This is a genomic window from Bosea sp. NBC_00550 (assembly GCF_026020075.1).
In the GTDB taxonomy this organism is placed as follows: domain Bacteria; phylum Pseudomonadota; class Alphaproteobacteria; order Rhizobiales; family Beijerinckiaceae; genus Allobosea.
On record NZ_CP102772.1, the window covers coordinates 2,990,604 to 3,010,000 of the forward strand.

Annotated in this window: 23 protein-coding genes (1 of these 23 only partly in view); 12 read left to right on the top strand and 11 right to left on the bottom strand. The window is 66.8% G+C overall.

Annotated elements, in window-relative coordinates:
* Positions 1-18 precede the first annotated feature (18 nt).
* The 5 genes from tlpA (at position 19) to NWE53_RS14380 (ending at position 4,693) form a co-directional block, all read left to right on the top strand.
* Entirely contained in the window at positions 19-648 is a 630-nt protein-coding gene (tlpA, locus tag NWE53_RS14360; RefSeq protein WP_265050065.1) for a thiol:disulfide interchange protein TlpA, read from the top strand.
* A gap of 97 nt (positions 649-745) precedes the next feature.
* Positions 746-1,735, top strand: a complete 990-nt coding sequence (locus NWE53_RS14365; RefSeq protein ID WP_265050066.1) for a hypothetical protein — start codon at positions 746-748, stop codon at positions 1,733-1,735.
* A gap of 70 nt (positions 1,736-1,805) precedes the next feature.
* Positions 1,806-3,536, top strand: a complete 1,731-nt coding sequence (locus NWE53_RS14370) for a carbamoyltransferase family protein (protein ID WP_265050067.1) — start codon at positions 1,806-1,808, stop codon at positions 3,534-3,536.
* A 256-nt stretch (positions 3,537-3,792) separates the two neighbouring features.
* A complete protein-coding gene (locus NWE53_RS14375; protein ID WP_265050068.1) occupies positions 3,793-4,041 on the top strand; it encodes a DUF1272 domain-containing protein in 249 nt (82 codons plus the stop codon).
* 43 nt (positions 4,042-4,084) lie between these two features.
* A complete protein-coding gene (locus NWE53_RS14380) occupies positions 4,085-4,693 on the top strand; it encodes an AAA family ATPase (protein WP_265050069.1) in 609 nt (202 codons plus the stop codon).
* Between the two features lie 6 nt (positions 4,694-4,699).
* Here the strand turns inward: NWE53_RS14380 and grxD are convergent, their stop codons facing one another.
* From grxD to purL, 3 genes are read right to left on the bottom strand one after another with little or no spacing between them, the layout of a single operon-like run.
* Positions 4,700-5,035, bottom strand: coding sequence for a Grx4 family monothiol glutaredoxin (gene grxD, locus NWE53_RS14385; protein WP_265050070.1), 336 nt, complete (start codon positions 5,033-5,035; stop codon positions 4,700-4,702).
* A 46-nt stretch (positions 5,036-5,081) separates the two neighbouring features.
* Entirely contained in the window at positions 5,082-5,318 is a 237-nt protein-coding gene (locus NWE53_RS14390) for a BolA family transcriptional regulator (RefSeq protein WP_265050071.1), read from the bottom strand.
* 11 nt (positions 5,319-5,329) lie between these two features.
* The gene (gene purL, locus NWE53_RS14395) at positions 5,330-7,540 is read right to left on the bottom strand and encodes a phosphoribosylformylglycinamidine synthase subunit PurL (RefSeq protein WP_265050072.1); all 2,211 of its coding nucleotides are present in this window, start codon (positions 7,538-7,540) and stop codon (positions 5,330-5,332) included.
* Between the two features lie 160 nt (positions 7,541-7,700).
* Here purL and NWE53_RS14400 point away from each other — a divergent pair, with 160 nt between their 5' ends.
* Both NWE53_RS14400 and vapC read left to right on the top strand, forming a co-directional pair.
* Positions 7,701-7,913: a type II toxin-antitoxin system VapB family antitoxin gene (locus NWE53_RS14400; protein WP_265050073.1), complete on the top strand. Its 213-nt coding sequence runs from the start codon at positions 7,701-7,703 to the stop codon at positions 7,911-7,913.
* Positions 7,910-8,299 carry a type II toxin-antitoxin system VapC family toxin gene (gene vapC, locus NWE53_RS14405; RefSeq protein ID WP_265050074.1) on the top strand — a complete coding sequence of 130 codons (390 nt, stop codon included), beginning with the start codon at positions 7,910-7,912 and terminating at the stop codon, positions 8,297-8,299. The genes NWE53_RS14400 and vapC overlap by 4 nt, the downstream gene beginning before the upstream one ends.
* Positions 8,300-8,303: 4 nt before the next feature.
* Here the strand turns inward: vapC and NWE53_RS14410 are convergent, their stop codons facing one another.
* Genes NWE53_RS14410 through NWE53_RS14420 form a run of 3 tightly spaced genes read right to left on the bottom strand, consistent with a single transcriptional unit; the run spans position 8,304 to position 10,527 of the window.
* Positions 8,304-8,735 (bottom strand): acyl-CoA thioesterase, encoded by a 432-nt coding sequence (locus tag NWE53_RS14410; RefSeq protein ID WP_265050075.1) that lies wholly within the window; start codon positions 8,733-8,735, stop codon positions 8,304-8,306.
* Positions 8,728-9,618, bottom strand: coding sequence for a methyltransferase domain-containing protein (locus NWE53_RS14415; RefSeq protein ID WP_265050076.1), 891 nt, complete (start codon positions 9,616-9,618; stop codon positions 8,728-8,730). The genes NWE53_RS14410 and NWE53_RS14415 overlap by 8 nt, the downstream gene beginning before the upstream one ends.
* 30 nt (positions 9,619-9,648) lie before the next feature.
* Positions 9,649-10,527 carry a UTP--glucose-1-phosphate uridylyltransferase gene (locus NWE53_RS14420; RefSeq protein ID WP_265050077.1) on the bottom strand — a complete coding sequence of 293 codons (879 nt, stop codon included), beginning with the start codon at positions 10,525-10,527 and terminating at the stop codon, positions 9,649-9,651.
* Positions 10,528-10,672: 145 nt separating this feature from the next.
* On the opposite strand from NWE53_RS14420, the gene galE reads away from it, so the two are divergent.
* Positions 10,673-11,665, top strand: coding sequence for a UDP-glucose 4-epimerase GalE (gene galE / locus NWE53_RS14425; RefSeq protein WP_265050078.1), 993 nt, complete (start codon positions 10,673-10,675; stop codon positions 11,663-11,665).
* 32 nt (positions 11,666-11,697) lie between these two features.
* Here the strand turns inward: galE and rnk are convergent, their stop codons facing one another.
* The gene (rnk, locus tag NWE53_RS14430; protein ID WP_265050079.1) at positions 11,698-12,108 is read right to left on the bottom strand and encodes a nucleoside diphosphate kinase regulator; all 411 of its coding nucleotides are present in this window, start codon (positions 12,106-12,108) and stop codon (positions 11,698-11,700) included.
* Between the two features lie 338 nt (positions 12,109-12,446).
* Between rnk and NWE53_RS14435 the strand changes: the two genes are divergently transcribed.
* Positions 12,447-13,679 (top strand): lytic murein transglycosylase, encoded by a 1,233-nt coding sequence (locus NWE53_RS14435; RefSeq protein WP_265050080.1) that lies wholly within the window; start codon positions 12,447-12,449, stop codon positions 13,677-13,679.
* A gap of 59 nt (positions 13,680-13,738) precedes the next feature.
* Positions 13,739-14,932, top strand: a complete 1,194-nt coding sequence (locus NWE53_RS14440; protein ID WP_265050081.1) for an SGNH/GDSL hydrolase family protein — start codon at positions 13,739-13,741, stop codon at positions 14,930-14,932.
* 12 nt (positions 14,933-14,944) lie between these two features.
* On the opposite strand, the gene NWE53_RS14445 is transcribed toward NWE53_RS14440, so the two are convergent.
* Positions 14,945-16,459 (bottom strand): ATP-binding cassette domain-containing protein, encoded by a 1,515-nt coding sequence (locus NWE53_RS14445; RefSeq protein ID WP_265050082.1) that lies wholly within the window; start codon positions 16,457-16,459, stop codon positions 14,945-14,947.
* A gap of 77 nt (positions 16,460-16,536) precedes the next feature.
* Complete coding sequence (locus NWE53_RS14450) at positions 16,537-16,749, bottom strand: hypothetical protein (RefSeq protein WP_265050083.1); 213 nt, start codon at positions 16,747-16,749, stop codon at positions 16,537-16,539.
* A 31-nt stretch (positions 16,750-16,780) separates the two neighbouring features.
* Here NWE53_RS14450 and NWE53_RS14455 point away from each other — a divergent pair, with 31 nt between their 5' ends.
* The gene (locus NWE53_RS14455; RefSeq protein ID WP_265050084.1) at positions 16,781-17,113 is read left to right on the top strand and encodes a YciI family protein; all 333 of its coding nucleotides are present in this window, start codon (positions 16,781-16,783) and stop codon (positions 17,111-17,113) included.
* Positions 17,114-17,276: 163 nt separating this feature from the next.
* Positions 17,277-17,756 carry a VOC family protein gene (locus NWE53_RS14460; RefSeq protein WP_265050085.1) on the top strand — a complete coding sequence of 160 codons (480 nt, stop codon included), beginning with the start codon at positions 17,277-17,279 and terminating at the stop codon, positions 17,754-17,756.
* A 20-nt stretch (positions 17,757-17,776) separates the two neighbouring features.
* On the opposite strand, the gene NWE53_RS14465 is transcribed toward NWE53_RS14460, so the two are convergent.
* Together NWE53_RS14465 and NWE53_RS14470 are read right to left on the bottom strand one after the other, a co-directional pair.
* Entirely contained in the window at positions 17,777-18,799 is a 1,023-nt protein-coding gene (locus NWE53_RS14465) for a helix-turn-helix domain-containing protein (RefSeq protein WP_265050086.1), read from the bottom strand.
* A 328-nt stretch (positions 18,800-19,127) separates the two neighbouring features.
* Positions 19,128-19,397, bottom strand: partial view of a glutamate synthase subunit beta gene (locus NWE53_RS14470; RefSeq protein ID WP_265050087.1) — the final stretch only. The gene runs 1,155 nt beyond the window's last position; only the last 270 of its 1,425 coding nucleotides appear in the window; its start codon lies beyond the right edge, outside the window — the gene reads right to left on this strand; its stop codon occupies positions 19,128-19,130.

Genomic DNA, 19,397 nt, shown 5'->3' on the forward strand with positions numbered 1-19,397 from the left:
TCCTGCTTCTAGGGCGCGATGGCGAGACGAACGAAAATCCTGGCCGCGACCGGGGCTCTGGCCCTCGTCGTCCTCGGTGGCGGCGCCGCCTTCTACTCCGTCACGGGGGATGCCGGCAACGGATCATGCAGCGCCGCGCGCACGACCGCCGAGCACATGAAGCCGCTCGTGAAAGGCGAGGTTGCCGCGGTCGAGCTACGCACCCGCCCGCAGCCCGCCCCGGAACTCGCCTTCACCGGCCCGGACGGCCAGCCCATGACGCTGGCCGCGCTCAAGGGCAAGACGCTGCTGGTCAACCTCTGGGCGACCTGGTGCGCGCCCTGCCTCAAGGAGATGCCGGCGCTCGACACCCTCCAGAAGGAGATGGGCGGCCCGGATTTCGCGGTCGTCGCGATCAACATCGATACGCGCAACCTCGACAAGCCGAAGACATGGCTCGCCGAGAACAAGGTCGCCACCCTCCCCTTCTATGGCGATCCGCAGGCCGCGACCTTCCAGGCCCTGCGCAAGGCGCATAAGGTCGAGGGCATGCCGGTCAGCATCATCGTCGACAAGTCCGGCTGCGAACTCGGCATCATCCAGGGCCCGGCCGACTGGGCGAGCGCCGATTCGAAGGCGCTGATGCGGGCGGCGATCGGCAAGCCCTGAGCGCTCTGCGCCGCTGCGATGACCACAAGCTGACGAACTCTCGTCGCATTGCGGCGTTCTGCTGGGCGACGAACAGCGACAGCCGGAAGGATCGGGCATGCCCAGCGCGCAGAAGCGGACGCAGCGTTTTCACCGGGCGGGGGCCATCCTGCTTGCAGTAGCGTTGAGCGCTGCCGCAGGGCTGGCCGTCGCGCAGGAGCGAAAGCCCATTCCCGGCACGAGCGTCTCGCTCGTCGCGCCCAAGGGCTTCGAGCCCGCCAACGGCTTCGCCGGGCTCGCCAACCAGAAGACGCAGGCCAGCGTCCTGATCGTCGAGATGCCGGCGGAGGCCTATCCGCAGCTCGCGACATTGTTCAACGACAGCGAGAGCGCCAAGCTCAACTTCGCCCGGCAGAAGGTCAACATAGCCAAGGTCGAGCAGGTCGACGGGGCGGGCGGCGAGAAGGTGCCGCTGCTCAGCGGCACGCAGGATGCCGGCGGCGCCAGGCTCGACAAATGGATCGCCCTGTTCAAGGGGCCGAAGACGGTGATGATGACCGTGCAGGCGCCGCAGGGCGCCAAGCTGCAGACGGCCGAGGTCAAGGCTCTCGTCGCCTCCGTCTCGCTCGGCAAGGAAGCCTCGCTCGACGAGAAGCTCGCGGCCTTGCCTTTCACGATCAAGACCGCAGCCCCCTTCCGCGTCGTCGATACCATCGGCGGCGCGGGCGTCCTGATGACAACCGGTGAGCGCAATGTCGATCCCTCGGGCACCCAGCCGCTGATGATCGCCGCCTACCAGATGTCCGCGCCCATCACCCCGGGCCAGGAGGAAAAGCTCTCCGAGACGATGCTGCGGAGCACGCGCGACATGCAGACCGCCGAGATCAAGGAACGCAGGCGCGTGCCCTTCGCCGGGCAAAACGGCATGCTGCTCTCCGGCTCGTTCAAGCATCCCAATGGCAGCGACAAGGGCTTCGTGCAGTACCTCGCCATCGGCCCAGGCGGACGTTTCGTTCGGCTCATCGTCCTGGCCGACGAGCCCGAGATGCCGAAGCTTCAGCCGGCGGTGGAGCAGACCGCCGCCAGCATCGCCTTCGCCCCCCAGTAGCGCCACCGAACCCGCTCCGCGCACATTCAGCGGTTGGCGCGACTGCCGCGGAGCGGTTATTGCCTTCTCCATGACCTATACGATCGGCCTGGCCACTACCTTCCACGATCCCGCCATCGCGATCATCGGCCCCGATGGCGAGGTGCTCTTCGCGGAAGCGACCGAACGCTATCTGCAATACAAGCGCGCGCCGAACTGCGAGCCGGATTCGGCGCCGCGCACGGAAGGGCTGCTGAAGCGCTATATCCCGGAAGGCGCCGAAATCCGCATCGCCACCAGCTGGGGCGAGGATTTCACCGGCTTCCTCGACCAGATGGCGCGCGCAGGCTCCTTCACGCTGGAGGCCCTGCTCAAGCTCTCGCCGGAACTCAACCGCTCGCTGGTGCCGGAGCGGACCGAGCGCGCCCTGATCGCCTCGCTCCACCACGCCCAGCAACGCGCCGGCATGGGCGTGCTCCTCAGCCTCGACCGTGCCCATGGCAAGACCAACGTCACAGGGCTGACGCGTTACGCTCATCATCTCAGCCATGCCGCCTATGCGTGCTGGTCCTCGCCTTTCGAGAACGCGGCCTGCCTCGTCGTCGACGGCATGGGCGAGACCGCCGCCTCGGCCATCTTCGCTTTGGAGAACGGCCGCATCCGCGAGGTGAAGCGCCATCGCGGGCGGGAATCCATCGGCTTCTATTTCGGGCTCGTCACCGATCTCGCCGGCTTCGACCAGGCGAAGGGCGAGGAATGGAAGATCATGGGGCTCGCCCCCTATGGCCGGGCCGACCCGGAACTGATGGCGCTGTTGCGCAGGCTCTACACCATCGACGGTCACAAGCTCTCCTTCACCAAGGCCGACGTCGTGCAGGCCGTCGCAGCAGAGATCCTTGCAAAGCGTCCGGCCGATGCGCTCGACCAGGGCTGGGCCGACCTCGCCCGCTGCGGGCAGGACGTCTTCGCCGAGATGATGGAGGCGCTGCTCGGCGAAACCGTCGCCCTCGCCCCGAACGAAAACCTCGTCCTGACCGGCGGCTGCGCCCTCAACTCCTCCTTCAACGGCAAGATTACCGGCCGCCATGGCTTCAGGACCGTCTTCGTTCCCTCCGCCCCGGCCGATGACGGCAACGCCATTGGCGCCGCATGGCTCAGCCATGCCGAGGCCAATCCCGACTGGCGCGCGCCAAAGGGGCCGCTGACGCCCTATCTCGGCTCAACAGTCTCGAGCGAGCCCTTCGAGCGCATGCAGCTTTGGGAGAAACGACTGCGCAAGCTCGCACCGGACGAGGTCGCCCCCACCACGGCGAAGCTTCTGACCGAAGGCAAGCTGATCGGCTGGGTGCAGGGCCGCGCCGAGTTCGGCCCGCGCGCGCTCGGCAACCGCTCGATCATCGCCGATCCGCGCCCGGCCGACGCCAAGGACATCCTCAACGCCAAGGTGAAATACCGCGAGGCCTTCCGGCCCTTCGCACCCTCGATCCTGGCCGAGCATGCCGCCGACTGGTTCGAGAATTATCAGGACGCCCCCTATATGGAGCGCACGCTGACCTGGAAGGAGGCGGTGCGCAGCCAAGTCCCGGCAGTGGTCCATGAGGATGCGACAGGCCGCCTGCAGAGCGTCACCGAGGAGCGCAACCCGCGTTACCACGCGCTGATCTCGGCCTTTCACGATCTCACCGACGTGCCAGTGATCCTCAACACCTCCTTCAACATCATGGGCAAGCCGATCCTGCACACGGCGGAAGACGCGATCCTGATGTTCTACACGAGCGGGCTCGACGCGCTGGTGATCGAGGACTGGCTATTGGTGAAGTGAGGAGCGGGGCGCATTTTCCGGTTTTGCCGAAGGGCCGGCTGCCTGAAGACATGACGCGCCGTCATGGTCGGGCTTGACCCGGCCATCTCGGAAACCAGCTATCTGGTCACAAGATTCCCGGGTCTACGCTTCGCTCCGCCCGAGAATGACGGCTCGATTCCAAGCGATCCGCGCCATTGATCGGTCGGATCACGCGAAATTGCTGGTCCCGGCCGCTTCTGCGGGCATTCTGCCCGCTTACCGGAGGGATGACGCCATGCTGCAACTGCGCCCGAACTGCGAATGCTGCGACAGCGACCTCGGCCCGCAATCGCGCGAGGCCCTGATCTGCACCTTCGAATGCACCTTCTGCGCCGACTGCGCCGAGACGCGCTTCGCCGGCACCTGCCCGAACTGCGGCGGCGATCTCGTGCGTCGGCCAATCAGGCCGGAGCGCATGCTGGAGAAATATCCAGCCTCGACGGAGCGCGTGCGCAAGCCGCACCCGCAATGCGCGGCGGCTTGAGCTGGATTGGCGCTGAAACAAGGCCCATGCTAGCCAGAGCGCGATGACGACCGCCCAGCCTCAATTTTGGATCGTTGCCGGCCCCAACGGGGTCGGCAAGACGACTTACGCTTTCCGGCATATCAAGGCCGTCTCGGGCAGTACGCGTTTCGTCAATCTCGATGAGATCGCGCGTGGCCTCTCGCCGCTCGACCCCTCGATGGAGCAGCAGCGCGCCGCGCGCGTGGCGCTGGAGTTGACCCGCTCGCTGATCGCCGACCAGCGGTCATTCTCAATCGAGACCACGCTTTCGGGCAAGACCCATCTGCGCACGATCGAAGCCGCGCGGGAGGCCGGGTTCGTCGTCAACCTGCTCTATTTTCTGGTCGCCAGCCCGGACATCTCGCTGGCACGTATCGCCCGCCGCGTCAGCGAAGGCGGGCACGATGTCGCCGAAGCCGATGTGCGCCGCCGCTTCGAGCGCTCGATTGCCAACCTACCTGCCTATATCGGTACGGTCGATCAATGGCGCGTTTTCGACAACGCAACCTTGCGCCCGAAAGTCATCGCGGAAGGACGACGCGGCTGCGCATCCCTGATCGAGCGGGAGGGCGATCTACCCCAAGCCTTATGGGCGGTGCTGGAATCGCTGCCGCCCTGCAAGGAAGGCTGAGAAACCTCAGCTCGCCTGCTTCACCGCGATGCCCTTTTCCTCGAAAAGCTGCTGCAATTCGCCGGCCTGGAACATCTCGCGGGTGATGTCGCAGCCGCCGATGAACTCGCCCTTGACGTAGAGCTGCGGGATCGTCGGCCAGTTCGAATAGGCCTTGATGCCCTCGCGGATCTCCTGATCCTCCAGCACGTTGACGCCCTTGAAAGGCACGCCGACATAGCCGAGAATCTGCACGACCTGGCCGGAGAAGCCGCACATCGGGAATTGCGGCGTGCCCTTCATGAAGAGCACCACGTCGCTGCTTTTCACTTCGGCATCGATACGGGCGTTGACGTCGGACATCGTCTGTCTCCTGAAGCGGGTTCAAGGCCCGCCGGATGGTTTCGATCTAATCTTGGGGAACGCTCGTCGTCAGCGCAAGGGCGTGCAGCACGCCGCCCATATTCCCCTGGAGCGCGGCATAGACCATCTGATGCTGCTGCACCCGGGTCTTGCCCTTGAAGGCGGTCGAGCTGACCGTCGCGGCATAGTGGTCGCCGTCGCCGGCCAGATCCTTGATCTGGACCGCCGCATCCGGCAGCGCCGCCTTGATCATCCGCTCGATCTCGTGGGCATTCATCGCCATGGCTTGTCTCCTCAGGCTGCCTTGCCGGCCATGTAGGACGGCAGCCAGTCTTCATGAATCTTGCGGAGATCGGCGATCGCCAGCGCGGGCTCGCCCGGCAGCGCAAGCGAAATGCCTCCGGTGCGGCCGATCGCGAGCGCCGGCACGCCGGCCGCCTTGGCTTCACCGAGGATCGCATCGGCCTGCGCGGCGGGAACCGCCAGGACATAGCGCGCCTGATCCTCGCCGAAGAGCGCGGCATGGGCCGGGCCGGCGGGCAGCGTCTCGACGGTCGCGCCGATGCCCCTGGCCATCGCCATCTCGGCCAGCGCGACCGCAAGGCCGCCATCCGAGAGATCGTGGCAGGTGGTGACCCGGCCTGCCGTGATCAGCCCGCGCACGAAATCGCCGTTGCGGCGCTCGATCGCGAGATCGACCGGCGGCGGCGCGCCCTCTTCGCGGCCGCAGACGGTGGCGAGATAAGAGCTCTGGCCGAGCCAGCCCTGCGTCTCGCCGATCAGGATGATCGCCTGGCCCTCGGTCTTGAAGGCGACGGTCGCATGCTTGGTCACATCGGCCATGACGCCGACGCCGCCGATGGTCGGGGTCGGCAGGATCGAGATGCCGTTGGTCTCGTTGTAGAGAGAGACGTTGCCGGAGACGACGGGGAAGTCGAGCGCCTTGCAGGCCTCGCCGATGCCGCGGACGCAGCCGACGAACTGGCCCATCACCTCCGGCTTCTCGGGATTGCCGAAATTGAGGTTGTCGGTGATGGCGAGCGGGGTCGCGCCCACTGCCGTGAGGTTGCGCCAGGCTTCGGCCACGGCCTGCTTGCCGCCCTCGAAGGGATCGGCCTCGCAATAGCGCGGCGTCACGTCGGCGGTCATGGCGAGGCCCCTCGGGCCGTCCTCGATGCGGATCACGCCAGCATCGCCGCCGGGCGTCACCGCCGAATTGCCGAGGATCAGCGTGTCGTACTGCTCCCAGATCCAGCGCTTGGACGACAGGTCCGGCGAGCCGAGCAGCTTCTTCAGCGCCTCTGCATTGCCGCAGGGCGGCGTCACGCTCTCCGGCGCGATGCGCTGCTGCAGCTCGGTCTCGATCCAGGACCGGTCGTATTCCGGGGCCTCGTCGCCGAGTTCCTTGATCGGCAGGTCGGCCATGACCTCGCCCTGGTGCTTCACGACGAAGCGCAGCGTGTCGGTGGTGTGGCCGATGACGGCGAAGTCGAGCCCCCACTTCTTGAAGATCGCCTCGGCGGCGTCCTCATGGCCGGGCTTGATTACCATGAGCATGCGCTCCTGGCTCTCCGACAGCATCATTTCATAGGCGCTCATGCCCTCCTCGCGGCAGGGCACCTTGTCGAGGTCGAGCTCGACGCCGAGATCGCCCTTGGCGCCCATCTCGACGGCCGAGCAGGTGAGGCCCGCCGCGCCCATGTCCTGAATCGCGTCGACATGGCCGGCAGCCATGATCTCGAGGCAGGCTTCGAGCAGCAGCTTCTCGGCGAAGGGGTCGCCGACCTGCACGGTCGGGCGCTTCTCCTCCGACTTGTCGTCGAATTCGGCCGAGGCCATGGTCGCGCCGTGGATGCCGTCGCGGCCGGTCTTCGAACCCAGATAGACGATCGCCTTACCGACGCCCGAGGCCTTGGCGTAGAAGATCTCGTCGGCCTGGGCGATGCCGACCGCCATGGCGTTGACCAGGATGTTGCCGTCATAGCGGGTGTGGAAGCCAGTCGCGCCGCCGACATTCGGCACGCCGAAGGAATTGCCGTAGCCGCCGATGCCGGCCACGACGCCGGAGACGAGGTGGCGGGTCTTCGGATGGGCGGGATCGCCGAAGCGCAGTGCGTCGAGCACCGCGATCGGCCGCGCGCCCATGGTGAAGACGTCGCGCAGGATGCCGCCGACGCCCGTCGTCGCGCCCTGATAGGGCTCGATGAAGGACGGGTGGTTGTGGCTCTCCATCTTGAAGACGATGGCCGTGCCCTCGCCGATATCGATGACGCCGGCATTCTCGCCCGGTCCCTGGATCACCCAGGGCGCCTTGGTCGGCAGAGTCTTCAGATGGATCTTCGACGATTTGTAGGAGCAGTGCTCGTTCCACATCGCCGAGACGATGCCGAGCTCGGTGATCGTCGGCTCGCGGCCGATCAGATGCAGGAAGCGCTGATACTCGTCCGGCTTCAGGCCGTGCTCGGCGACGAGCTGCGGGGTGATCTTGATATCGTTCGGAATCACGGGCTCAGGGTTCCTGGCGGTCCGGCGAGGGGGTTTGGCAGGGGCATAGCCTGCCTCGGCGCGCGAGACAACGCATTCGGCCCCGGCGGTTGTGCTTCCAACGTCAATGTGTATAATTTTCAAATACCATACACATTGCGAATTCCGGCGGAGTTGGCTGATGCGGACCAATATCGAACTGGACGATACGCTCCTCGCAGAAGCGATGAAGGCGACCGGCTTGCCGACCAAGCGCGCCACAGTCGAGGAGGCGTTGCGCATCGTCGTCAGGCAACATCGTCAGCGTCACGCTCTGGAAGAACTCAGCGGCCTCGGCTGGGAAGGCGACCTCGACGCGATGCGGCAGGACATCGTCGAGCCGGATCACCGGTGATCGTCGTCGACTCGTCGGTCTGGATCGCTTTGCTGCGTGGCGAGATTTCGCGCGGCGTCACCGTGCTGCGATCCCTGGAGAACACCGGGGAGATCCTCGTCGGGGATATCGTTCTCCTCGAAATCCTGCGTGGCGCTCGCGATGAAGCCCACGCCGCGGCGATCGAAGAACGGATCCGCCAATTTGCCATGGTGGCCATGCTGTCGCCAGCCCTCGCTGTGCTGGCTGCATGGCATTATCGAGAGCTCCGCAAACAGGGCATCACCGTGCGCAAAACCGCTGACCTGATCATTGCGGCCTTCTGTATCGAGCATGGCCACCTTCTGCTCCATCAGTATCGCGATTTCGATCCATTTGCCGCCCATTGCGGCTTGCAGCTCGCCTGAATCGTTACAAGGCAGCCAGCGCGGCCCGGAGCGGCGCGGGAATCGGCACGGGCCTCTGCCCGGCGCGCTCGACATAGACATGGGTGAAGCGCCCCTGCGCCGCCGCCTGCTCACCGCCCTGCCGGAAGATGCCGATGCGATAGGTGACCGAACTGTTGCCCCGCTGCTCGACAGCGATCCCCACCTCGACGATCTCGGGAAAGGCGACGCTCTCGAAATAGGTGCAGGCCGTCTCGACCACGAGCCCGACGATCTCGCTCGTCGCCGGATCGAGGAAGCCGCCCTCGATCAGCCAGGCGTTCACCGCCGTGTCGAACCAGCCGTAATAGACGACGTTGTTGACGTGGCCGAAGACGTCGTTGTCGTGCCAGCGCGTCGGGATCGCGCGGAAGACGCGGAAATCGCCGCGTGACAGGCGCGGCTGGCGCTCAGCCATTGCCGCCCCCCGGTTTCTCGCCGGCCTTGATCTCCGGCACGCCGAGCGCATCGGCAAGTCTCGCCTTGGCCGAGCCCGGCCGCAGCGGCTTCTGCTGGCTCTCATGCGGCGCCCAGCCGGAGACCCAGACGAATTCGAAGGTCGCCGGCAGCCGCCCGTCCGGATCGGCGAAGCGTTCGGCATAGAGCGCGGCGGCGCGCAGCAGCGTCTCCCGCCGTAGCGGCGCCTTGCGGCGCGCGACGAGCGCATTGGTCCAGCCCATGGCCCTGAGGTCGCGGAACAGGCCGAAGGCATCGCGATACCGCACTGTCACCGCCTCGCTATCGACGACGGGCAGGGCAAAGCCCGCACGCTGCAGGAGCCCGCCGAGATCGCGCAGATCGGCGAAGGGCGCGACGCGGGGGCTCACGCCGCCGGTGGTTTCGCTCTCCGCTTCCAGCAAGGCCTGCCTCAATTCCTGCAGGGTTCGGCCACCGAGCAGGCAACCCATGAACAGCCCGTCAGGCCTCAGGGCACGCTTGATCTGGATCAGCGCCCCCGGCAGGTCGTTGACGCCATGCAATGCCAGTAGCGAGACGGCGAGGTCGAGCGAACCCGCCGCAAGGGGCAGGCGTTCGAGATCGCCTAAAAGATCCGCACCCGGGCCTTCGGCTTCCGCCATGCGCAGAAACCAACCGGCCTTGCCCGCCAGCACCGGGCCGACGACGGGAAGCGGCGTGCCGAGATCGGCAGCGATCGCGAACTGCCTGAGCACCGCGCTAAGCCGCTCCTCCAGATCACCAGCGGCGCGCTGCAGCAGGAAATCCGGATAGCCCTGCGCGAGCGCACGCCGCAGCCGCGAACGGCCAAGCGTGCGGTCGAAGACGAGGCTGTTGTCGCTCAACCGCGCATTCCCTGCGTCGCTGTGTCCGGCTCAGCGATCGAGCAGCTTTTCGATCTCGGCGCGCAATTGCGGCCCGAGGTCGCCGCGGTCGAGCGCATAGGCGACGTTAGCCGCAAGGAAGCCGATCTTCGAGCCGGCATCGTAGATTTCGCCGTCGAAGCGCACCGCGAAGAACGGCTCCAGATGCGACAGCGCGATCATCGAATCGGTGAGCTGGATCTCGCCGCCCGCGCCGGTCTCCTGGTTCGCGAGCAGGTTGAAGATCGTCGGCTGCAGGATATAGCGGCCCGAAATATGCAGGTTCGAAGGCGCAGTTCCCTTGGGCGGCTTCTCGACCATGCCGGTGATCTTCGAAACCTTGGCCTTGGCGTCCTCGACGCCGACGATGCCGTACTGGTGCGTCTGGTCGTCCGGCACCGGCGCGACGGCGATATGATTGCCGCCATGCCGGTCATAGGCCTCGATCATCTCGGCGAGGCAGCCCTTGCCCTGGCTGTAATGCAGCATGTCCGGCAGCAGCAGCGCGAACGGCTCCTCGCCGACGAGCTCGCGCGCGCACCAGACGGCGTGGCCGAGGCCGAGCGGCGCCTGCTGACGGGTAAAGCTGGTGGCGCCGGCGGCCGGCAGATCGGCCTTCAGCGCTTCGAGCTCCTTGATCTTGTTGCGCTTGGCGAGCGTGTCGTCGAGCTCGTAGGCGAGATCGAAGTGATCCTCGATCACCGCCTTGTTGCGGCCGGTGACGAAGATGAAGTGCTCGATGCCGGCGGCGCGCGCCTCATCCACCACATGCTGCACGACCGGGCGGTCGACGATGGTGAGCATCTCCTTCGGGATCGCCTTGGTGGCGGGCAGGAAGCGGGTGCCGAGACCAGCGACGGGGAGAACGGCCTTGCGGATGCGTTTCGTCATGCAAAATCCATTGGGCGCGTGGTGGGGAAGGCCGTACAACTGTCATGGTTGCCGGCCATCTGGGATATTAGCTGACAGGCCTTGAGAACCCGTCAACGGTTTTTCGATAGGCCGTGTTCCCGACGAAGATGAGGCGAGAGAGACGATGGCAGTATTGGTTTCCGGCGGCGCCGGCTACATCGGCAGCCATTTGGTGCTGGAATTGCTCGATCGCGGCGAGAAGGTCGTGGTCCTCGACAATCTCTCCACCGGCTTCTGGTGGGCGGTCCCGCCCGAGGCGGTCTTCGTCCAGGGCGATATCGGCGACCAGGAACTGGTCGAATCGCTGATCGCCGAGCACGGCGTGACGGAGCTGGCGCATTTCGCGGCCCGGATCGTGGTTCCTGAATCGGTCAGCGACCCCCTAGGCTACTATTTCAACAATACCGTGAAGACGCGCGCCCTGATCGAGAGCGCGGTCCGCGGCGGCGTGAAGCACGTCATCTTCTCCTCCACCGCCGCGGTCTATGGCGAGCCGCCGGTCTCTCCGGTCCCGGAGGAGATCGCGCTCAACCCGATCAACCCCTATGGCCGCTCCAAGCTGATGAGCGAGTGGATGCTGCGGGATGCGGCCAAGGCGCACGGCTTCACCTATATCGCGCTGCGCTATTTCAACGTCGCCGGCGCCGATCCCAAACTGCGCTCCGGCCAGTCCTCGCCGAACGCGACGCATCTCATCAAGGTCGCGAGCCAGGCGGCGCTCGGCCAGCGCGACGGCCTGACCGTCTTCGGCACCGACTATGCGACCCCGGACGGTACCTGTGTGCGCGACTATATCCACGTCACCGACCTCGCCCGCGCCCATCTCGCTGCGCTCGACCATCTGCGTGGCGGCGCGGAAAGCCTGACGCTGAACTGCGGCTATGGCCGCGGCTATTCGGTCAATGAGGTCGTCGAGGTCGTGAAGAAGGTCTCGGGAATCGACTTCCCGGTCGTCCTTGCCGAACGCCGCGCCGGCGACCCGGCCTCGCTGGTCGCCCGCGTCGATCGCATCCGGACCGAGCTGGGCTGGCAGCCGGAGCATGACGATCTCGAGGAAATCGTCGGCCAGGCCCTAGCCTGGGAGGAGAAGCTCAGGACGCGGAACGCCTCGGCCTGAGCTGCAGGACATGTCGAGCGGTGCGCCTCCGCTCAGGAGGCCGCCCGCTCCTCGGCCGGCTCGCGCACTTCGAGCACGGTCAGGCGCTTGACGTCGCCGGAGCGCGTCGTCCAGTCGATCGAGCGCCCGGCCGCCATGCCGAGCAGCGCGACGCCGATCGGCGTCATCACCGAGACGCGGTTCTTCTCGATATCGGCGTCCTGCGGCCAGACCAGCGTCAGCGTGGTCTCCCGCTTGGTGCTCTCGTCGCGATAGACGATCTCGCTGCCGATGTGGGCATGGTCGGCCGAGACCCGCCCCTCCGGCAGGATGCGGGCGCGGTCGAGCTCATGGGTCAGCTCGGCGGCGAGCTCCGGCATGGTGTGAGCGGCGCCGGCTGCGATCCGGCTCAGCATGGCATGATCGGTGGCCGTGACGGTGATGGCAGGACGCTTGGCGGTCATGGACTGGGTCTTTCATCGAAAGCGAGCGCCCGCCTGCGGACAACAAGCCGCACGGCATCTCAGGGTCGAACTCGCAGGTAAACGATAGAGAGGGAGCGCCCCCCGAACCGGAGGCGACAAGCGCGACAGGCCCGGGGCTAGAAGCCCGCGATCAGGTTGCCCGAGCGGTGCAGACCGCGGCGGAAGGGGGAGGCGCTGTTCATCGGGAAAGATTCGGGCAATCGCCCTGCCTTGTCAAATCACGAACGCATCGTCGCACTCGCTCCCGGCTTAACCTTTGGTTAATCTTGTTCAGGCGCTGTGATGGGGTTTCCATCCAGCATCCGCCGGGAGTGTCCATGCGCCTGTCCGTCATCGCAGCTTCGGCCGTGATCAGCCTGGCGCCGGCGCTGGCGCAGACGACCGGCTCGATCAACGTCTCCGGCGCCCATGCCCGCAATGCGCAGGCGACGCCGGCGAGCGCCTCCTTCGACATCTTCCTCCAGCGGCTCTGGCCGCAGGCACAGGCGCGGGGCATCTCGCGCGCGACCTTCGACCTCGCCTTCCGCGGGTGTACGCCGGATGCCTCCATCGTCGCGTTGACGAAGAAGCAGTCCGAGTTCAGCGCGCCGATCTGGAACTATCTGGAGAACGCCGTCGGCGGCGCCCGCATCCAGCGCGGCCGCGACGCCGCCGCCGAGAACGCCAGCGTGCTCGCCCAGGTCGAAGCGCGCTACGGCGTGCCCAAGGAGGTCGTCCTCGGCGTCTGGGGCATGGAGACCAATTACGGCTCCTTCAAGGGCGGCAAGGATGTCATCCGCTCGCTCGCCACCCTCGCCTCGATCCGCTATCGCGGCGACTTCTTCCGCGACGAGTTGCTGACCGCGCTCGAATTGATCGAGAAAGGCTATGTCGAGCGTAGCGAGCTGCGCGGCTCCTGGGCCGGTGCCATGGGCCACACCCAGTTCATGCCGTCGAGCTATATGAAATACGCGGTCGACTGGACCGGAAACGGCCATGCCGACATCTGGAACTCGTCGAGCGACGCCATCGCCTCCACCGCCAACTACCTCAAGGGCTATGGCTGGGTGCCGGGCCTGCCCTGGGGCGTGGAGGTGGCGCTGCCTGCCGGCTTCGATCACCGCCTCAACAAGGCGAGCTTCTCCGCCTTCACCTCTGCCGGCGTGCGCCGCGCCGACGGCCGCAGCCTCCCCTCCTCGGGCGAAGCCCGCCTGTTTTATCCGGCCGGACATAGCGGGCCGGTGATGCTGCTGACCGCGAATTTCGACGTGATCAAGAAGTACAACTCCTCGGACGCCTACGCGCTGGCCGTCGGCCATCTCGGCGACCGCATCGTCGGCCGCCCGGCGATCCAGGCCGACTGGCCGCTCAAGGCCGCCCGCCTCGACATGGCCGCGACCAAGGACCTGCAGCTCCGGCTCAAGGCGCTCGGCCTCTACGATCACGATGCCGACGGGCGCATCGGCACCGGCACGCGCGAGGCCGTGCGCCAGTACCAGATCAGCGCCGGCGAGATTCCCGACGGCTACCCGACACCCGCTTTGCTGGCGCGGATGCGCGGCAAGCGCTGACTTCCGCGTCCTTCCGCCCTATATTGGGGGCGATACGAAGTGCTGGACCGGATTGGCCGATGCGTCTGCGTTCGCTCGCCGTGGTTCTCTGTGCCGCCTGCCTGCTGCTCATCACCGGCGGGCCGGTTTCGCTCGCCCAGCAGCAGCGCAACCTGTTCCAGATGTTCTGGCAATTGCCGGCAGCGCCGCAGCGCGCCGCGCCGCAGCCGCGCCAGCGTATAGCGCCAGCCATCCGCCGCCGCGAGGCCCCCGTCGTCGTCCGCGACGATCCGGTCATCCCCAAGGTCGATGTCACCAATCACATCGTGGTGATGGGCGACTCCCTCGGCAATCTGCTGGCTGGTGGCCTCGACGATGCCCTGAACAACCGCCCCGACGTCGAGGTGATCCACAAGGCCAAGCCGGATTCCGGCCTCGTCCGCACGGATTTCTACGACTGGCCGAAGGCCGTCTCCGACATCCTGGCCGGCGACCAGAAGATCGGCATCGGCGTCATGCTGGTCGGCCTCAACGACCGCCAGCCGATCCGCGAGGGCGAGACCGTCCATGAGCCGCTGAGCCCGCGCTGGCTCGAGCTCTACCGCGACCGGGTCGACATCATCGCCAATGCCTTCGCCTCCCGGCGCATCCCCCTGATCTGGGTCGGTGCGCCGCCGGTGCAGAACGGACGGCTCTCGGCCGATTTCGTCAGCTTCAACGAGCTATACCGCCAGCGCGTCGAAAAGGCCGGCGGCCAGTATGTCGATCTCTGGGGCGGCTTCGTCGATGCCGAGAACCGCTATACCGCGACAGGCCCGGACGTCTCCGGCCAGCCGACGCGGCTGCGCCTCGGCGACGGCATCCATTTCACCGTGGCCGGCGCCCGCAAGGCGGCGCATTTCGTCGATCTCGTCATCCGCCGCATCATCGAGGCCGCCCCGCAGAACAGCGTGATCGCCCTGCCCGTCTCGCCAGAGACCGGAGCCCCCTCGGCGCCGGAGCTGCAGGCCGGCGGCGTCGAGCGGCTGATCGACCAGATGGTCGCCGGCATGCCGACGATCGGCCTGCCCCAGGCCCTGCAGGCGCGCCCGCTGGCCGGGCCGATCCAGCCGCTCACCGGCCAGGCCGCGACGACCGAGCAGCCGCTGCTGGCCTCGATCACCGAGGCGCGCGGGCGCGGTGACACCGCGATGCAGCTGGAGCGCGTCTTCGGCCAGGGCATCGCGCCCGATCCGGTCCCCGGCCGGCTCGACGATTATAGCTGGCCGCGCTGAGCGGCGGAGCGATCAGCCCGCCATCAGCCTGTCGAAGACCGGGTCGGGATCGTCGGCCTCGACCAGCCTCTTCCCGTCGATCACCCAGATCCGCGTCGCCACGGCGCGGGCGAAGGCGCGGTCATGGCTGACCAGCAGGCAGGCCGCCCCGTGCGCGACCAGTTCCGCCTGGAGCATGTCCTGCCCCTCGATGTCGAGATGGTTGGTCGGCTCATCCAGCAGGAAGAAGTTCGGCTGGGCCAGACGCAAAAGCAGCAAGGCGAGCCGCGCCCTCTGCCCGCCCGAAAGGCGCGCGGTCGGCGCCGCCTGAGCTTCGCTCGCGATTCCGGCTCCCGAGAGCAGGGTGCGCGCCAGTTGATCGCCGAGATCGCTCGACCCCTTCACCGCCGCCCAAGGCGTCGGCCAGGCATCGAGCTGCGAGAGCGCCTGGTCGGAACAGCCGGCCTTTAGGCTCGCCGCGCCCCGGATCTCCGGATCCGATCCATCGAGCGCGGCGCGCAGCCGCTCGACCAGCCGCGTCTTGCCCGTGCCGTTCGCGCCGAGCAGGGCGACCCGATCGCCGTTCTCTATCCAGAACTGCCCGGTGCGGAACAACGAGCGTCCGTCCGGGGCGGCGATCGCCGTGTCCTTGATCGAAACCAGCGCCTTGGCATGGCTGCCGCTATTGGTCAGCCGGATCGCCCCGGCCGAGCGCTCCTTATGCGCCGGCCGCGCGCTGTCCTCCAGCCTGTCGGCCCACTCGGACAATTGCTTGGTCTTGACCACCAGCAGATCGGAGCCGGAATTGATGCCGATGTTCTTGAGCTTCGCCGCCTGCTGCCGGATCGCCCGAACCTTGCGCATGTCGTTCTCGAACTGCCTGCCACGCGCCGCATCGCGCTCCTCCAATGCCTGCAGGGCGCGCGTGTAAGGCAGAGAGAAATCGGCGCTTTCCGCCGGGCGCAGGAACAGCGTGCGGCGGCTGACATCGTCGAGAAAGGCGCGGTCATGGCTCGCCGCCACCACGGCGCAGTCACGCGGCAGGGCTGCGAGAAAACGTTCGAGCACGCCGATCCGCTCGAGATCGAGATGGTTGGTCGGCTCGTCGAGGATCAGCAGATCGGGCTCAACCACCGCCGCCCGCGCCAGCAGCATCGCTCGCTGCCAGCCACCGGAGAGCGCGCGGACAGGGCGGCTGCGCAAGCCCTCGTCGACGGCGAGATCGTCGAGCAGGACATCGACCCGCCAACCCTCGGTCTCCGCGGTCTCGACGTCCAAGGCCTCGCGCACGGCATCGTGGAAGCTCAAGGCCAGAAGATGGGTAGGCGGGTCCTGCGGCGCGAAGGCGGTGACGAGACCGCGTGCGCGGGTGACGCTGCCGGCCGTGGCCTCTTCCTCTCCCGCCATGATGCGCAGGAGCGAGGATTTGCCGCGTCCATTGGCGGCGACGAGGCCGAGGCGGTCTCCCTTGGCGATGGCGAGGTCGAGGCCTGCGAACAGAGGCTCGCTGCGGGCGAGCGAAAGGTCTTTCAGGGCAATCAGGGACATCGGAATCTCATGCGATCAGGCAAGCGCGGCAAGCCGCGCCGAAAAAGACTGACGATGAGACGGCGATGCGTTCCCGGTCAGCCCCGCGAGGTGAAGCGCGGGGCGAAAACAGGTCCTCGGGTGCGATAGCGGAAGCTGCGGTAGAACACCGGCTTCCCGTTCTGGCTCGATTCCATGGTGCCGATCATAGCCGCGCCGGCGCGGCTGAACAGTGCTTCCGCGACATGGCCACCCAGGCCTGCACGTAGGAGCCTGATTTCGGCATGCTGGTGGAACTGCCCTCGTCGCATCGGATTGTTGGTTCGCAGAGGAGGCCATGCGATGCCCAGATTCGTGACGATCGGCTATGGCGACCGGGCGGGTTATGACCGCATCGCGCCCGATATCCGCGATGCGGCTCACGCTCAGGATGCAGTACTCGCCAAACGCGGCGCCTTGATCGGCATCGCCGGCCAGCCTGTCCAGGTCCGCAATCCCGATGCAGCCGGAGTGCAGACCGAGGACGGTTCCTTCATGGCGTCGCAACTGCCGGTGGCCCGGTTCGCCATCATCGAAGCGGCCGATCTCGCCGAGGCCATCGATCTCGTTTCGCGGACGCCCTGTTCGGTCGCGCATGGCGTCGTGGAAGTCTGGCCTCTTGAAGAGCGGGGATAGCCGGCGGCCCCGATGCCGCTATAACTTTGCAGCCATCGTCGGCGGAACGCCGGATAGCGCACGCGCATTCCCTATCCGGGTGCGCCGTCGGGGCTGGTCACAAGACACTTGCGAGGGCACGCGACATTGCGCCGGGATGGCGTCAGAAGCGAAAGGACAAGCAATGGCTATCGCCAAGAACACGATCTGCCTGTGGTTCGACAAGGACGCCGAGGCCGCCGCCCGCTTCTACGCCGAGACGTTTCCCGACAGCGCGGTGGGAGCCGTCCACCGCGCCCCCAGCGACTACCCCTCCGGCAAGGCAGGGGACGTGCTGACGGTCGAATTCACCGTCGCCGGCATCCCCTGCATCGGGCTCAATGGCGGGCCCGCGTTCAAGCACAGCGAAGCCTTCTCGTTCCAGATCGCCACTGACGACCAGCAGGAGACCGATCGCCTGTGGAACGCCATCGTCGGCAATGGCGGCCGGGAAAGTGCCTGCGGCTGGTGCAAGGACAAATGGGGCATCTCCTGGCAGATCACGCCGCGCGTGCTGACCGAGGCGATGGCGGCCGGCGGCGAGGAGGCCAAGCGTGCCTTTGCCGCGATGATGGACATGACGAAGATCGACGTCGCTGCGATCGAGGCGGCCCGGCGCGGCTGATATCCGCGTCTCGCGAACAGCTAACCCCGCGCGATCAACCCCAACAGGTCGCGCAGGTTTCGCACATCCGGGTCGGAGCTGCCGCCGCGGCCAAGGCTGACCGGCACGCCCGACAGCTTGGCGTGCATTACTTCCTTGGGCGTCAGGCCGAACTCTTTCCTGAAGGAGCGGCTGAAGCTCGACGGGTCCAGAAAGCCCAGGCCCTCGGCGATCACCGAGACCGAGCGGGAATTGGCGCCGTTCGACAGCTCGGCGAAACACTGCTTCAGGCGCCGCCGCTGGATGTAGTTCTTCACGCCGCCCTCGCTTTCGAGCAGCCGATAGAGCTGCGAGCGCGACATGCCGGCCTCCCGGCACAGGAAATCCGGTCCGAGCGACGGGTTGGCGAGGTTGAGGTCGACGATGCGGCGCACGGCTTCCTTGCGCGTGACCGCGATCGGCGCCGCGCCGAAGGCGCTGTGATCGGGCGATGGTGCGACGCAGGCGAGCACCATGCCGCGAACCGCGGTTTGCAGGCCCGGCAGATCCGCATCGGCGAAGCTGGAAGCGCTGCGGGCCAGCAAGGCGATGAACTCGGCGAGAAGCTTGCCCATCGCATCGCTCAGCGGCCGGCCCTCGGCACCCTCCAGGACGGCCGTCAGATCCGGAAAGCCATCGCGCGGCAGATAGAGCTGCAGCCGGTCGTCCTCGTCGCGCAGGCTGACGAGCTCGCGGCCCAGCGAGGCGACGAAGGGTGTGCCGGCAGGCACGTCGATCGACCGTTGCCAGCCGGCTTCGCCGGTCGTCCGCTTATGCCCGATCGTGACGCTCCAATGATCGATCGGGTTGCGCGGGACGAGGTCCGGCGTCCGGAACGCCCGCAGCCTCGGGGCATGGACGCGGCTGAGGCCGAAGCCGCCGAGATTCCAGGTCTCGCTGGTCGCTGAGAAGCCGGCTTGCGGATCATCGACCGCGACGTCGAACACGGTATCGAACCAGCCGCGCCAAGCATCCAGCTGCTTCGCCTTGGGCAGGCCCATCGTCGTGAAAATAACCGGCGTCATATGACTGACCGAACGTAAAGAGAGCGAAGGCGCGCTTCCACTCCACTTCAGCGCTTACGTCAAGCACTTATTCGGATGACGCTCGGTTAGCCGCAGGCTTTTTGAGGCGATTCGTCCTATTCGCAACGAATTCCTGGCGCCATCTATGCGCGAGCCAAGTTCAGGCCTGATGCCAGTCTGCCCCATCGAGACTCAGCCGCTTATCGTTGGCGGCAAAGCGCATCCACCGGCAGCAGTCTTCACCGACGGCGCACGCCTCCTGCCGCCGCTTCAGCGCGCCGCATTCGCCTGGATTCAGGCTCGCCCCATCATGATGCAGCCGTGCAGCTCACACCGGCAGGATCGTCGCGCCCATCAATTCCTTGTCGATCGCATGCGCGGCCTGCCGGCCCTCGCGGATCGCCCAGACGACGAGGGACTGCCCACGGCGCATGTCGCCGGCGACGAAGACCTTGTCGACGCTGGTCCTGTAGTCGCGGTCGTTGGCGACGACGTTGGCGCGCCGGTCCACCGCCGCGCCGGACTGCGCGATCATGCCCTCGATCAGAGAGCCCGCGAAGCCGATGGCGAGGAAGCAGAGATCCGCCTGCAGGACGAA